Origin of the sequence: Bdellovibrio bacteriovorus str. Tiberius, from assembly GCF_000317895.1 — a bacterium.
Lineage (GTDB): Bacteria > Bdellovibrionota > Bdellovibrionia > Bdellovibrionales > Bdellovibrionaceae > Bdellovibrio > Bdellovibrio bacteriovorus_F.
The window spans coordinates 751851-765860 of record NC_019567.1; the positions used below are offsets into that span (position 1 = coordinate 751851).

The window sequence follows — 14010 nt, forward strand, 5'->3', positions numbered from 1 at the left end:
TTTCAATGATTTCATCCACGATACAAAAACTGATGCTTTCCACGGTGGCGGTGCTAAGCCTTGCCGCCTGTTCTCAAGAGGGTCTTATCAAGGGCGCCGCCCTATCCACCAAAATCACCCAAGGCGACGTGTATGTTTCGCTAAAAACCCAGGTGGACTCCAACAACCTGCAGATCATGAGTGTGCAGTTGCCGATTTATAATCCGGAAAATCCAGTGGAGATGCTGGGAATGCTCAATGTCTCGTCCCTAGTGCCGGGGATTACCGATATCGATCTGGTATTGAACTTTTCCCGAATCACCAAGATTCCGGCCCTGCAGGCTGAAAAAGGCCTGCCCAACGGAACTCTGTTTCCGGTCATGGGGGTGAAGGCGGAAGAATGGTATTCGATCCCGCTGAGTGACAGCCGTGTCTCAAAGTTGTATCTGAATCTGGATTTGCAGACACCCAAAGTGGTGTTGGGATGTGCGCTAGGTACAGATTCACTCAGTGCCGGGATCGTGGCCAACCTCTTCACCGGCTTTAGTGCTCAAGGGGTGACGGGTTATGGCGGCGTTTACAGCGGCTTGCTGCCGGGACAAAGCGGGGTGGCTGTGTTTGCTGATGTGACGTCGGTGCTGAAAACTTCCAGCGCAGGAGTCAGCTTTTTGGATCGCACCACAAAGAGTCGCCAGAGCCGGGTCGTCGAACGTTTGCAGCAGTTGAACCAGAAGCGTTCGGTACTGCGATTTCGTTAAAAAGCCTGCTTTGAAAATAAAAAAGCCGACCTGTTAAGGGGTCGGCTTTTTGTTTTATTGATTTGCGGAAGTCTTAGTAGTGAATCACTTCAAAAACCGCACGGCAACCGCGGTTCACCCAAACACGGTCGTTATAGATACCGAATGTATTATTGTATAGGCACGCATCGTAAGAGATCACGTTGTACAGGCGCACGGACTGAACGTTGTACGGGCTGAAGTAGCACTCTTGATAGTAATAGTTCCAGGATTCGCAAGTGATGTATTCAACGCGAGGACCGGCTGGTGGGTAAGGATTCGGATACGGAGCCGGAGGACGTGGATTTGGGCGCGGATATGGATCTGGGCGCGGGTTGCCTGGATAAGGCGCTGGGCGCGGTCCTGGGCGGATGTAGCTTGTTTCTGCGTCTTGGTACTGGCTTTCCAAAATATCTGCCTGAGCCCATGGTGCCAGGCCAAAGACAATTAGCATTGCAAAGAATAGGTTTTTCATCGTTTCCCCCAAAAAAGGTGTCATTGTGACTACAAAAATCTTGTACCCCGCAATTATGCAGGAATGGTGCCGACGTTTTTCGGTGTCAGAATGGCTAAAATTTCCAGTCTTCGATCAAAAGGGCCGCCTGCAGCTTTCCCTGGCGGGTCAAGGCGCTCAGGGATTTGATACGATAATCAAATGAGAACTCATTGGCCGAGTTGATCTCGGTCACCCGATGAAACGGGAAGCTTAGACGCAGTTTTGTGAACTGCACGATCTTCAAAGCGGTGGCCGCCAATCCAAAGCATGCGTAGTAAAACAGGCTGTCGCGCTCCCAAAGGTCGAACCAAGTGTGGGTCGTCAGTTGCTCCAGTGTGAACGAACAGCGGTCATAACAGCTTAACGAACGGAAGATCTGGAATTGATCGGCATTATAGATCTGGATGTACTTTTCCTTGTCCAAAGTGTCGTGCAGATCCGACGGCGGAACGATGCCCATGCGAAACAGAAACTGCAGAACAAAACGCTCGTTCGAAAAACTATTTTCCAAATATTCCGAACGCAGGGCGCCCACATAGGCTTCCAGTGCCTGGGTTACGGCAGCTTGCCTGGCCGGGGGCAACTTGGTGAAGTAAAGCAGCTGGGGATTGTCGTAGGCGCGCATTTCAATGTCCATGCACTTAAGCAGGGACGCCAGCTCAACAAGGTGTGAGCGATAGATGGATGTCTGTGTGTTTAAAGCTAATTCCATAATCTAATCCGTATTTAGGTATATTTCATACTGGATATGGACTGAAAGTGGGTGCACTTTTGAACTTACTTACAGATTTGTAAGGCAAATGTGCGGGGAGCAGGCAAAAAGCTCACGATGGCCTGTAGGAATTATCGATCATATGTACGGTGTCTGTTGGTCGATGGCAGAAATGAAAAAGGCCGGCTTGCGGCCGGCCTTTTTACAGAAAGCTTAGGCTTTCAAAGGTTTTTGAATGATATGGATCGCGTGACCCAAAGTCGCCTCAGCGGCTTCCATCATGGTTTCACCCAGAGTTGGGTGAGGGTGGATGGAAAGAGCCAGGTCTTCGATACGAGCGCCCATTTCAATCGCCAGAACTGCTTCAGAGATCAAGTTGGAAGCTTCCGGACCGACGATGTGAACGCCCAACAATACGTGGGTTTTCTTATCAGCGATCATTTTCACGAAACCGTCTGTTTCCATCATGCTCACCGCGCGGCCGTTGGCTGCGAACGGGAACTTGCTGATCAGAAGATCTGTGTGACCTTTGGCTTTTGCTTCAGCTTCAGTCATGCCGGCTGCTGCGATTTCAGGATCCGTGAAGACAACAGCTGGAACTGTTTTCGCATCGTAAACACGGTTATGGCCCGCGATCACTTCAGCAACAAGGACACCTTCATGGGATGCTTTGTGCGCCAGCATTGGCTGACCACAGATATCACCGATAGCGAAGATGTTTGAAACATTCGTGCGGCGTTGAGCATCGACTTTCACGAAGCCACGCTCGTCAACAGCAATGCCAGCCGCTTTCAGATTCGCCTGATCGCCATTTGGACGACGGCCTACGGTTACAAGGATTTTGTCGCATTTAACAACTTCGTCTTTGCCGTTGATCTCGACAGTGACTTCGTAACCGTCTTTGACTTTTTTCTGACCTTTGGCTTTTGCTCCGTAAAGAACATTCACGCCCGCTTTAGTCAGTTTGCGAGTCACGATCTGAGCGCAATCCGGATCAACCACGCCCGCTAGCAATGCTGTCTGAGCTTCAATCACAGTCACTTCAGTGCCCAACTTACGCAGGTAAGAAGAGATTTCCAGACCGATGTAACCACCACCGATAACCGCCACGCGCTTAGGGATGGTGTCGAACGCCAATGCGCCCGTGGAAGAACAGATATCTTTTTCGTCGAATTTGAAACCAGGGATTTCAATCGGACGGGAACCTGTTGCCACGATGAAGTATTTCGCCTGAACTGCTTCAGTGCCGGCAGAAGACTTCACAGAGATTTCTTTGGAGGTCTTGAATTCAGCTTCACCCTTGATGATGGTGACGCCATAACCTTTAAGAAGCTGGTTCACACCGCCGGACATCTTGTCAGAAACGGATTGTTTCCATTTCACAAGTTGTTTCATGTCCACGTCGATGCCACCTTTGATGTTCAAGCCCATTTCTTTGAAATTGTGCTGAGCTTTGTGCAAAAGGTGAGTCGCAGTGATCATGGCTTTGGACGGGATACAACCCACGTTCAAGCACACGCCACCCAGGAATTCACGTTCGATAACTGCTGTTTTAAAACCAAGTTGTGCGGAACGGATCGCAGCCACATAACCGCCCGGACCCGCACCAATAACTACTACGTCAAAATTTTGCATAATAAATCTCCAATTAAGTCCAGCTGAAACACCTGCCGGTGCCTCAGCCTCCTCCGGCGAGCCGGCTTAAATCAGCTCCACCAATAGTTTGCCTGGATTTTCGATGCGGCCGATGAAGGCAGCAAGGAATCTTGCAGCCACAGCGCCGTCGATCAAACGGTGATCGGCAGTCATTGTGTAGTTCATAACTTTAATCGCGGAAACCTGGCCGTTTTTCAGAACCACTTTTTCGTCGATTTTGTACATGCCCAGGATCGCCACTTCAGGGTGGTTGATCACAGGAGTCGCATAAGTGCCACCGATAGAACCGATGTTCGTCACAGTGATGGTTGCACCCTTCATTTCATCCGGTTTCAACTTGCCGTCACGAGCACGCTTGGAAAGATCCAGGATCTCTTTGGAGATTTCCAGGATGGATTTCTGGTCTGCGTTTTTGATCACTGGAACGACAAGGCCGTTTGGAGTGTCGGCTGCGAAGCCCAGGTTGAAGTACTTTTTGTAAACGATTTCGCCAGCTGCATCGTCGATGGATGCATTGAACATCGGGAATTCGCGGATCGTTGCAATCAAGGCCTTCATAACGATAGGAAGGTAAGTGATCTTCGTGCCGTTTTTCTCTGCGTGTTCTTTCAGGCTTTCGCGAAGAGCAACCATCGCATCCACTTTCGCTTCATCCATGATGGTGAAGTGCGGGATCACGTGCTTGGAACGCTGCATGTTTTCAGCGATTTTCTTACGGATACCGATCAGAGGAACGCGCTCTTCAGCTGCGCCCGCCGGGCCCTGGTAAGAAGGCTTAGGAATAGACATGGTGGCGGAAGCCGCGGATTGCTGAGGTTTCGCCGCAGCTGAACCAGCGCCGCCGTTGGAAGACATGACATCTTCACGAGTCACGCGACCTGCAAGACCAGTACCGGAAAGGGAATTGATATCAACGCCCATTTCACGAGCCAGACGACGAGTCGCCGGAGTCGCCAATACTTTGGAGTCTGCCACAGGTGGGAAGATGTCGCTGGAAGCAGTCGCCACTGGTGCTGCTTTGGCGGCGGGAGCCGCGGAGTGTGCAGGCGCAGACTGCACTGGACCAGCACTTGGAGCCGCTTTCGGAGCTGCCGCGCCACCTGCACCCTCAAGGATGATCATGGTGGAACCGACTTTGACTACGTCGCCGGATTTGAATTTCAATTCTTTTACAACACCAGCCACTGGAGTCGGAACTTCCACAGTCGCTTTGTCAGTCAGAACTTCAGCAATCGCCTGATCCGCTTTTACAGAGTCACCTGGTTTTACCAACCATTTAACAAGTTCGCCTTCAGTCACGCCCTCGCCCAGTTCAGGCAATTTCACGTCTTGAGCTTTACCACCACCACCTGCAGCCGGAGCTGGAGTGGAAGCTGCAGGAGCCGGAGCCGCCGCCGCTGGTTGAGCGGCTGCCGGTTTTGCAGCGCCTGCACCATCAAGAGTGATCATAGTCGCGCCGACTTTTACTACGTCGCCGGATTTGAATTTAAGATCTTTTACGACACCCGCAACCGGTGACGGAACCTCTACCGTTGCTTTGTCAGTCAATACTTCTGCGATAGCCTGGTCAGCTTTGACCGCATCGCCTGGTTTTACCAACCATTTTACCAATTCACCTTCAGTAACGCCTTCTCCAAGCTCGGGCAGTTTCACATCAGTTGCCATGTTGCGAGAGTTCCTTTCGTTGTTCATATCTAAATCTAAAACACCTCGTTCTAGACGCACCCTAGAGCATTTGCACGGGATAACACGCAGCATAAACGGTATTGAAAATCAGCTGTCACAGGATGCCACGTAACAGTGTGATTTTTCCACGGTTTCCAATAGGTTGCGGGTCGGGGAGGGGGGCTTTGAAAGGGGTCGACAAAAGGCCCTTTCAGGGACTAATTTCAGGGTGTTGATTTTGACTTGAAGATTGGGGTTCCTATGAAGTTTCACAGCAAGCTGCAAGAAGGTATTTTTCTAAAGCGTTATAAACGCTTCTTTGCGGATATCGAGTTCCAGGGGCAGCAGGTGACCGCTCACGTTCCCAACACCGGCAGTTTGAAAAGCGTGAACAATCCAGGACAGCACTGTCTGTTCTCTGAAAGCACCAATCCGGAACGAAAACTGAAATACACTCTGGAAATGATCAAGTCTCCGGGGGGCTCTTGGGTGGGCGTGAACACAGCGACTCCAAATACAGTTGTACGTGAAACCCTTCATCATGTTGTCGGCCACAAAAAAGAAGTGGTGGGTGGCTTTGCTCACTGGGCGGCCTTTGACGAAGTGAAGCCGGAATACAAAATCAGCGCTGAAACCCGCCTGGATTTCGCCCTGAAGAAAAACAACAGCGACAAAATGCACTTCATCGAAGTTAAAAACGTGACCCTGGCAGAAGAAAACACAGCCAAGTTCCCAGATGCCGTGACTGAACGCGGGCAAAAGCACTTGCGCGAGCTGATGGCGCTGATGGAACAAGGTCACACGGCTGAAATCGTTTTCACCATCCAGCGCCACGACTGCGGCACGTTCTCTCCGGCAGATGACATTGATCCTGAATACGGGCGTTTGCTGCGTGAGGCTCATCAAAAAGGCCTGCGCGTGTCTCCGTTCGTTGTGGATCTGACTCCAGAATCTGTAGAGCTTTCAGAGACAGTTTTGCCCCTGAAAATGTAATTTCCTGCAGCCCCACATTGTTTGTGGGGCAAAGTTTTTATCTCAGGGTCATGGGTTGTCATGACCTCAATACGAGCCTAACCTCATCTCTTGTGAAGGAGAACTCGTATGATTCCAGTCAATGCCTATGCGGCTTATCAATCCAAAGAACCACTGAAACCTTTTAAATTTGAGCGCCGTGATCCCGGTGTCGACGATGTTCAGATCGACATCCACTATTGTGGAGTCTGTCATTCGGATCTGCATCAGGTGCGTGACGAGTGGGGCGGTTCCAAGTTCCCGATGGTGCCGGGGCATGAGATCGTCGGTAAGGTTGTCAAAGTCGGCAGCAACGTGAAGAAATTCAAAGTCGGTGATGCCGTGGGTGTGGGTTGTCTGGTGGATTCCTGCCGTCACTGCAGCTCTTGTGATGAGGGGCTTGAACAATACTGTGAAAACGGTTCTGTCGGTACGTACAATTCTTTGGAAAAAGACGGCAAGACCGTCACGCAAGGCGGGTATTCCACACAAATCGTGGTGAATCAGGATTTTGTCCTGAGCATTTCACCAAAACTTCCTTTGGATAAAGCGGCACCTTTGTTGTGCGCAGGGATCACCACGTATTCACCACTTCGCCATTGGAAAGTGGGCCCGGGCAGCAAGGTCGCGGTCATGGGATTGGGCGGCCTTGGTCACATGGCGGTCAAGCTGGCGGCTGCGATGGGGGCTGAAGTCACAGTGCTCAGTTCTTCGAACAAGAAAAAAGACGATGCTCGCCGTTTGGGGGCCCATGACTATGCGGCGACCTCGGAAAAAGAAACTTTCAAAAAGTACAATCGCAAATTTGATCTGATCATCAACACCGTGTCAGCACCGATTGATCTGGGCGCGCATCTGCAGTTGCTGAAACGTGATGGCACGATGGTGCTATTGGGTGTGCCAGACAAGCCGGAAGCGATTCACGCGTTTCCGCTGATTGGCGCCCGTCGCAGTCTTGCGGGTTCGTTGATCGGCGGCATCGCGGAAACTCAGGAGATGCTGGATTTCTGTGCTGCCAAAGGTGTCACGTCAGACATTGAACTGATTGCCATCGACAAGATCAATGAAGCTTACGAAAGAATGTTGAAGGGGGATGTGCGCTATCGCTTTGTCATCGACATTGCGTCGCTGAAGTAAGGCCAGCAGAGCATCTGTTCGACAGTTTTTCTGGACCTGTTTTTTGGTCGGGAAAGTGTCAATAAAGCTGACACTTTCCCTCTGAAACGCTGATAAATATTCAGCCAATTCAACAGTCTTTAAAGTTTTGAATATGAGTGACCGATTTCCTCTGTGAACAACCAACGGAGGATCGGCACGATGTCTTTCTTACGCACTAAAACACTCGCGGTACTTACCACAACACTTCTGCTGGCAGCCTGCGGACCTGGAATTCCGGTTCTGCCAGATGACCCTAACAATGAACCCTCGGCGCAACAGCCAAGCGATGGGAATTCCGCTCAAGGGGGCACTGAACTGCCAAGCACTGAAACGCCAGGCATCGTAGAGCCTGAAACTCCACCACCAGTGGCGACCAACTCGAACGACGATGTGCTAAGCCAGTATCAGCATCTGGATCCAAATCACATTGTTCCGACCAAAGCTTTGGAAACAGCGGTTTTGTACTTCCACGAAAACAAGGCGAAGTTCAAAAATCAGGCGGTGATGTCGATTTTGGATTTCAGTCAGAAGTCCACACAGAAACGCTGGTACTTCATTGATATGAAGACGGGCGCAGTGTGGAACGTTCACGTGTCCCACGGAAAAGGTTCTGACAGCAATCACGACGGCTTCGCAGAAAAATTCAGCAACGTTGAAGGCTCCAACGCATCCTCTTTGGGCTTCTATAAAACGGCAGAGACCTATCAGGGCAGCAACGGTTATTCCCTGCGCCTGGATGGTCTGTCCACGACGAATTCCAATGCCCGCTCGCGCGCGATTGTCGTGCATGGGGCAAGTTACGTTCAGGACTCCAACGTGATCCAAGGGCGCAGCTGGGGTTGCCCGGCGGTTTCCCAGGCCAACCGCGATAAGGTTATCAACCTGATCAAGGGTGGCAGTCTGCTTTACGCCTTCAAATAACAATTTAGTTCGTTTTCTGTTTTGCGCTCATAGGACTTCGGCATTCCTCCGATAAGAAGTCCTATGAGCTTTCTGTATTCAGTCCTTCTGCCATCTCTGCTTTTCGTCTTTGTGGTTTCTGCGCAAGCCAAAGAAACCGACAATCTGACCGGACGAAACAAGAATCTTGCTGACAGCACTGAAATTTTTGATCGCGAGATGAACAAACGTCTGCAGGAATTGCAGGCCGAAGCAAGCTCTGAAGGCATTTCCTGCAACGATCCACGCAAATTGCGTATTTTGTTTCATGACCTTAACGACGCCCGGTTTTTTATCGGTTCGTTGGAGTCCTGGGCGGAAGACAACAGTCAGGTCGCCAAGCGCGAGCTGACGGCACAGCAATCGGCCTATGATGGCGTACTGGACAACGGCTGGATTTTCAATCGTCTGAAGCTGGCCTCCACGGTGAAAGTAAACGGCCAACTGGTGGGTACGGATAAGTTCGGCCACTTCATTGATCAGGGTTTTGAGTTTTACACACCTTATCGCCAAAGCGGCTATCGCATGTCCACGGCCCTGCATTCCAGTCTGGGATCTGAAAAAGGTTATTCAGGCGGTGGGTCCACGGGCACCATTTCCTATGCCGATGCCATGGCCAACTATCAGGGTATTTTGTTTTATCATGCACTGGCCGAGGGGCCGAATCCGTACTTCCGCTGTTCTGAAGGCAAGTGGACCCAAATTCGTGAATTCCGCTGGGCTGACTATGTCGATGCGGGGTGGGACGAAGGCATCAATTGCAGCGTGATGGCATCGCCTGAAGCACAAGCCAAGTTCAACGCCAATCTGGCGAAGCAGGGGCAGACTTGTCCTGCCGACACCAGCGCTTGTGCCCAGTTGAACACGCGGTACGCGGTCTTTGATGAATATGTGCTTTCGCCGGAATGCCGTAAAGTGGCTAAGGCGCCCGTGGGATCGTATGGTGCCGGAAAATCATCTTCCGGAAAATCCTCGCTGGGCAAAAGCGGAAAGGGGACACGCTAATGGAGCTGTTGTCATTGCTGGAGGCTCAAAAATCTTTGGACACTTTGCTTAAGTGTCCGGGTTTGCGTTGTGTGCTGGATTCCTTCGCCGTGGATCTGTCTAAAAATACCCGGGAAGACATTTACGTGTACTTGAAAGACGGCGGCAGTCCGCAAGTGCAGCGTCTGTGTCTGCCGATGGAGCGCCCGCGCAGAGCCGAAGCTAATGAAGTCTGTTATATGGTAAAGCTGAAGCGTGCGGGGGAAACTCAGGTGTTGTGGCGAAATGAACGGGGGATGTGGAAGCTCAGCAACGCCTCTAAAAGGCCTCTCACGGCTGGTGAAAAGGCCCCTTCCGGCAACGCTGTCGGCAAATAGCTAAAGAAGGCGAAGCTGTTCGCCAACCAGTTTTTTCAAGTTCTCGACGTAACCCATGTACTCTTCCATGTCCAGGCGCTCGTCTTTGCGGATGTGGGCGCTGGGGGAGTTGTAAGGGGTCAGTTCAATGACGTCCGCGTGGGATGAAATGGCAGAAAAATTGCCTTCTTCCAGAACCTGCATCAAGGCATCCAGATCGTGGCCCTCATCATCGTGAGGGTATTCCAGACCGCGCATTTCACACAAAGCTTTCAGAAACTTTTCGCAGGCTTGCGCCAGATTGTAACCCACCAAATCGTGCTGGGTATCGTCGGACAAATGTTTCTTGGCCGTATCGAGGTCGTCCTGGGCCTTAAGAATCATTGATTTTGCGTGTGCGCTCATAGGAGCTCCTTGGTGTAGTTACGATTACTTTAGTGGCTGGACCTGTACGGCGCAAATAAAAAAACCCACAGTTTTTTCAAACTGTGGGTTTTTGAAGTTCGATCTTTAAAAAAGATTACTTCGCTTCAGCCAAGTGACGGTCGATGATTTCTTTGAAATCAGCGAACGGATAAGCGCCACGCAGGGAAACGCCATTGATCAGGAAGCCTGGAGTACCGGAGAAGTTGAATTTACGAGCTTCTTCCATGTCAGCTTCGATACGTTTCTTAACCACTTCAGAGTTAAGATCTTTTTCAAGCTTCTTCATGTCCGCGCCAGCTTTTTTAGCTGCATCTTTCAATGCGCCTTCTTTTTTAGTTCTCAACTCACCTTGGTTTTCGAATACCAGGTTGTAGAACTTTTCAGCTTTAGCAGCGTCTTGCAAAGCGATCGCTTCGAAGTACTGAGCTGCAGGCATTGCCATTGGGTGGAAATCCAAAGGAAGGTGCTTGTAAACAACGCGAACGTCCTTAGGGTAAGCTTTCATCACTTCATCAACAGTTGCGTGACCTTTAGCGCAGTATGGGCACTCGAAGTCAGAGTATTCAATGATAGTAACTTTAGCGTCTTTAGGGCCAAAGATAACGCGGCCTTCTTCGATAGCCGGTTTCAATGGGTTTTTGAATTCGTCGTCACGCTTTTTGCCTTCTTCGGCAACAGCTTTTTCCTGAGCTTTACGTTGAGCGTTTTGAGCGGCTTTGTTCACCACTTCAATGAATTGCTCTGGATCTTTTTCGATCGCCGCGAACACGATGCTCGGATCTTTTTCTACTGCTTCCTTGAGTTGTTTAGCTGAAGGGGCACAGTTTACCAATGTAAGTGCCAGTGCTGAAATTCCAAATAACTTAAGTGCTTTCAATGTCTTCCTCCAAGATGGATGATTGTAATTTTTTGAGCCCCTTTATATTGACATCATTTTCAGTTTAGAGGGAAGGAAAAAATCCCGGTCCAAGGTCCTGCTAATTAGGACTTGTCTCACTCTAAGACCCCTTTAAACTGACTTCTATGAATAAATCAAATTTCCTTTTAACAATGTTCGCAGTTATGTTTCTTGGCGGTACGGCGCATGCTGGCCTGCTGTTTAACTATTCTCAATTGGCACTGAAGGATCTGGATCAGATGAATCAGCTGGTCAGTGAGAAGGTTAAAGAATCGAAAAAGTCTTCCAGCGGCAAAGCTGTGCCACTGAAAGAGGCACTACAGGCAGTGTATGCACGCCCAAATGATGACGAGATGATCGAGAAAGTTGTGTCTCCTTTGCGTTCAAATCTAGATGAACTGGAGTCCTGGGAAAAAACGATCAGTCAACTTACTGACGAAGCGATCAATGCCCTGAAGAATCCTCGTGCTTTTAAGCCGGTCGTACAAGTGACGTACGTCATTTTCCTCGAGAATCTGCTGGCGGAAATCAAGCCCCATGCGAAAAATGACGGATTTGAAAGGAAGATTGCTGAACGTATTCGTGACGCAAAAATCGAAGTCACCAAGGACGCTGTCAGTGAAAGAAAGCTGCGCATGATGAAGGACACGACATCCCCTTCTGAGATCGCTGGCAGCATTCTGACCCATAAAAACGAAACTCCGTCTGAAAAACCGGCAGATTCTGCCGCCTCCGAACAGTAATTTCCCTCGACCGGACCGGGCCCAGGTCTGTTTCGACTCTGGGCCAGCGTCAAACGATAGATCTCCTCAAGTCTTCAAAAATCGCCTCAAATTGACTCAAGTTCTAATGAACTCCTACCGATAGAAACACCATGTGGGCTGGATGCCCTTGAGCAATTAGGAGGATTCGATGTTTCTGCAAGGCGATTTGCAATTAGTGTTCGATGCTCTCTACACAGTAGGGGCGATTGACCCTGTATTGAAACTTGATTGGTCCGAAGTGACGCGGGAGATGATGGCAAACCCACAAATCCTGAGTGACGCTTTCCAGACAATCAACGGCTGCCGTGGCAACAAAGACCTTCTGGTTCAGAAGCTCCACATGATGGATCCAAGATCCGTGAATTATATCGCTATGGAGGTGGCCCGTGAGTTTTGTGAGTTCCAGGATCGCACAGAGTTGCACTAAGGTTCTTTGCCTGTTGTTGCTGACTTCTGTCGCGAATGCGTGGGAAGTGGATTTTTCCCGCCGTCAGGTAGAGTTCAACAAGGTTAAAAACGAAGATCGTCTGCCCGCCAGCGTGCAGGAGGATCAGTCCGTCAATATTCTCAGCAAGGTGTTTGATTCGGTTGAACCGACTCAGGATATCGTCATCATGAATACGGAAAAAGGTTTCGTTCCTGCGCAGGTGCGCCTTAAAAAGGGTGGCAACTATCGCATTCATGTGGTGAACGTGAACAACAAGGAAAAAAACGTCAGCTTCGTGCTGGATGCTTTCTCTGAGCATCACAATACGGTGTTTGGCGAACAGAAGACTTTCCATGTGACACCAAAGACAGATGGAATTTTCTCCTACCAGTGCCCGGAAACGGCAGTGCAGGGGAAGTTCATCATCTATTCCGATGCGGCAGCGCCTGATCGCATGCCGGCATCCAAGTAATTTTTTATCTGAGGAAAGGCACCCATGTCTGACCAGTCGAACGTTTTCAAACAGACCATTCAGCAGAATCTCGGTCCTGTTGCGAAATACCTGGAAGACAAGGGTGTGTCCGAAATTCTTATCAATGGCCATAAGGAAATCTTCGTGGAAAGAAAGGGTAAGCTCGAAAGAGTTTCCGAGTCCTTCCCGTCTGAAGACGATCTGCGTGCAGCGGTGAACAGCATCGCGCAAAGCGTGGGTCGCCGTATCGATGACGAATCGCCTCGTCTGGATGCGCGTCTTCCGGATGGTTCACGTATTGCGGCGGTGATTCCGCCAATGTCCCGCAAGGGCACGACACTTTCCATTCGTAAATTCACGAACAACAAAATCACTTTTGCTGACTATATCCGCTTCGGTGCGATCACCGAGGATGGTGCGCGTTTCCTGGACATCTGCATGTTCCTGGGGAAAAACATCATCGTCAGCGGTGGTACCGGTTCCGGTAAGACGACATTGCTTTCGCTTTTGTGCACGCGCATTCCGAAAGGGCAGCGTGTGATGGTGATTGAAGACTCCTCCGAGCTGCAGGTGGATTACGAGCACGTGGTGATGTTTGAAACCCGTCAGGCCGATGCCATGGGTAAGGGTGAAGTCACGATCAAGGATCTTTTGAAGTCCGCTCTGCGTTTGCGTCCCGACCGAATTATTGTCGGGGAGGTTCGTTCCAGCGAAGCCATGGAACTGCTGAACGCCATGAATACCGGTCACAAGGGATGTATGGGAACGGTCCACGCCAACACGCCGGAAGATGCGATTGTGCGTTTGGAAGCCCTTGCTCAAGGTGGCGATGCGAAGATCAGTGAGAAGGCTTTGCGCTCTCAAGTGTCTTCGGCGATTGAAATTATTATCCAGGTCTCACGTTTTTCGGACGGATCTCGCCGTATCGCAGCAATCAGCGAAGTGCGCGGATTCAGTGCGGATGGTTCATACAACGTGATCCCGATCTTTGAAATGTCCCGCCTAACACGCCGTCCCGATGGAACCCTGGAAGGAAAGCTCCAGCCCACAGGCAACGTACCGTCGTTTATGGAAGAAATCATCGACAACAACCTCCCATTCCCAAAATCCAAGTTCGCAAAAGCAGCCTAAAGCGGTGAAAACCGGGCGTTCGACTGCGTTGTCGGGCAACCTGCTCGCTCCGACGTGCTTGGAGCACGCCTGCGCTGTGCGGGTCACCCTCCGCCTTGCGCCCACCCAGTTTTGACCGCTTCCCCTTAAAAGGTGCCTGGTTGTTTCTTCTGGCTATACC

The 14010-nt window shown here is 50.5% G+C and carries 16 protein-coding genes; 10 read left to right on the forward strand and 6 right to left on the reverse strand.

Annotation, left to right across the window (positions count from 1 at the left end; all coding sequences use genetic code 11):
• Nucleotides 1-5: 5 nt before the first annotated feature.
• Nucleotides 6-737 carry a hypothetical protein gene (locus tag BDT_RS03670; RefSeq protein ID WP_015089920.1) on the forward strand — a complete coding sequence of 244 codons (732 nt, stop codon included), beginning with the start codon at nt 6-8 and terminating at the stop codon, nt 735-737.
• Nucleotides 738-810: 73 nt separating this feature from the next.
• On the opposite strand, the gene BDT_RS03675 is transcribed toward BDT_RS03670, so the two are convergent.
• From BDT_RS03675 to BDT_RS03690, 4 genes are all read right to left on the reverse strand, one after another.
• Complete coding sequence (locus BDT_RS03675) at nt 811-1230, reverse strand: DUF3011 domain-containing protein (RefSeq protein ID WP_235046251.1); 420 nt, start codon at nt 1228-1230, stop codon at nt 811-813.
• A gap of 94 nt (nt 1231-1324) precedes the next feature.
• Nucleotides 1325-1963, reverse strand: coding sequence for a hypothetical protein (locus tag BDT_RS03680; protein ID WP_041576983.1), 639 nt, complete (start codon nt 1961-1963; stop codon nt 1325-1327).
• A gap of 213 nt (nt 1964-2176) precedes the next feature.
• On the reverse strand, nt 2177-3598 hold the full coding sequence (lpdA, locus tag BDT_RS03685) for a dihydrolipoyl dehydrogenase (RefSeq protein ID WP_015089923.1): 1422 nt from the start codon (nt 3596-3598) through the stop codon (nt 2177-2179).
• Nucleotides 3599-3664: 66 nt separating this feature from the next.
• Entirely contained in the window at nt 3665-5311 is a 1647-nt protein-coding gene (locus BDT_RS03690; RefSeq protein WP_015089924.1) for a 2-oxo acid dehydrogenase subunit E2, read from the reverse strand.
• Between the two features lie 234 nt (nt 5312-5545).
• Here BDT_RS03690 and sfsA point away from each other — a divergent pair, with 234 nt between their 5' ends.
• The 5 genes from sfsA to BDT_RS03715 all read left to right on the forward strand — a co-directional run bounded on the left by sfsA (nt 5546) and on the right by BDT_RS03715 (nt 9753).
• The gene (sfsA, locus tag BDT_RS03695; protein ID WP_015089925.1) at nt 5546-6277 is read left to right on the forward strand and encodes a DNA/RNA nuclease SfsA; all 732 of its coding nucleotides are present in this window, start codon (nt 5546-5548) and stop codon (nt 6275-6277) included.
• Nucleotides 6278-6385: 108 nt separating this feature from the next.
• Nucleotides 6386-7432, forward strand: coding sequence for an NAD(P)-dependent alcohol dehydrogenase (locus tag BDT_RS03700; protein ID WP_015089926.1), 1047 nt, complete (start codon nt 6386-6388; stop codon nt 7430-7432).
• Nucleotides 7433-7612: 180 nt separating this feature from the next.
• Nucleotides 7613-8374, forward strand: a complete 762-nt coding sequence (locus BDT_RS03705) for a murein L,D-transpeptidase catalytic domain family protein (protein ID WP_015089927.1) — start codon at nt 7613-7615, stop codon at nt 8372-8374.
• Between the two features lie 63 nt (nt 8375-8437).
• Nucleotides 8438-9397 carry a hypothetical protein gene (locus BDT_RS03710; RefSeq protein WP_015089928.1) on the forward strand — a complete coding sequence of 320 codons (960 nt, stop codon included), beginning with the start codon at nt 8438-8440 and terminating at the stop codon, nt 9395-9397.
• The gene (locus BDT_RS03715) at nt 9397-9753 is read left to right on the forward strand and encodes a hypothetical protein (RefSeq protein WP_015089929.1); all 357 of its coding nucleotides are present in this window, start codon (nt 9397-9399) and stop codon (nt 9751-9753) included. The genes BDT_RS03710 and BDT_RS03715 overlap by 1 nt, the downstream gene beginning before the upstream one ends.
• On the opposite strand, the gene BDT_RS03720 is transcribed toward BDT_RS03715, so the two are convergent.
• On the reverse strand, nt 9754-10137 hold the full coding sequence (locus BDT_RS03720; RefSeq protein WP_041576987.1) for a HEPN domain-containing protein: 384 nt from the start codon (nt 10135-10137) through the stop codon (nt 9754-9756). It lies immediately after the preceding gene.
• Between the two features lie 115 nt (nt 10138-10252).
• Nucleotides 10253-11035 carry a DsbA family protein gene (locus BDT_RS03725; RefSeq protein ID WP_041576989.1) on the reverse strand — a complete coding sequence of 261 codons (783 nt, stop codon included), beginning with the start codon at nt 11033-11035 and terminating at the stop codon, nt 10253-10255.
• Between the two features lie 146 nt (nt 11036-11181).
• On the opposite strand from BDT_RS03725, the gene BDT_RS03730 reads away from it, so the two are divergent.
• From BDT_RS03730 to BDT_RS03745, 4 genes are all read left to right on the forward strand, one after another.
• Nucleotides 11182-11799, forward strand: a complete 618-nt coding sequence (locus BDT_RS03730) for a hypothetical protein (RefSeq protein ID WP_041576991.1) — start codon at nt 11182-11184, stop codon at nt 11797-11799.
• 169 nt (nt 11800-11968) lie between these two features.
• Nucleotides 11969-12247 carry a cytochrome P450 gene (locus tag BDT_RS03735; RefSeq protein ID WP_041576993.1) on the forward strand — a complete coding sequence of 93 codons (279 nt, stop codon included), beginning with the start codon at nt 11969-11971 and terminating at the stop codon, nt 12245-12247.
• Nucleotides 12207-12719: a cupredoxin domain-containing protein gene (locus tag BDT_RS03740; protein ID WP_235046252.1), complete on the forward strand. Its 513-nt coding sequence runs from the start codon at nt 12207-12209 to the stop codon at nt 12717-12719. The genes BDT_RS03735 and BDT_RS03740 overlap by 41 nt, the downstream gene beginning before the upstream one ends.
• 24 nt (nt 12720-12743) lie before the next feature.
• The gene (locus BDT_RS03745) at nt 12744-13850 is read left to right on the forward strand and encodes a CpaF family protein (RefSeq protein ID WP_015089935.1); all 1107 of its coding nucleotides are present in this window, start codon (nt 12744-12746) and stop codon (nt 13848-13850) included.
• Nucleotides 13851-14010: the final 160 nt, after the last annotated feature.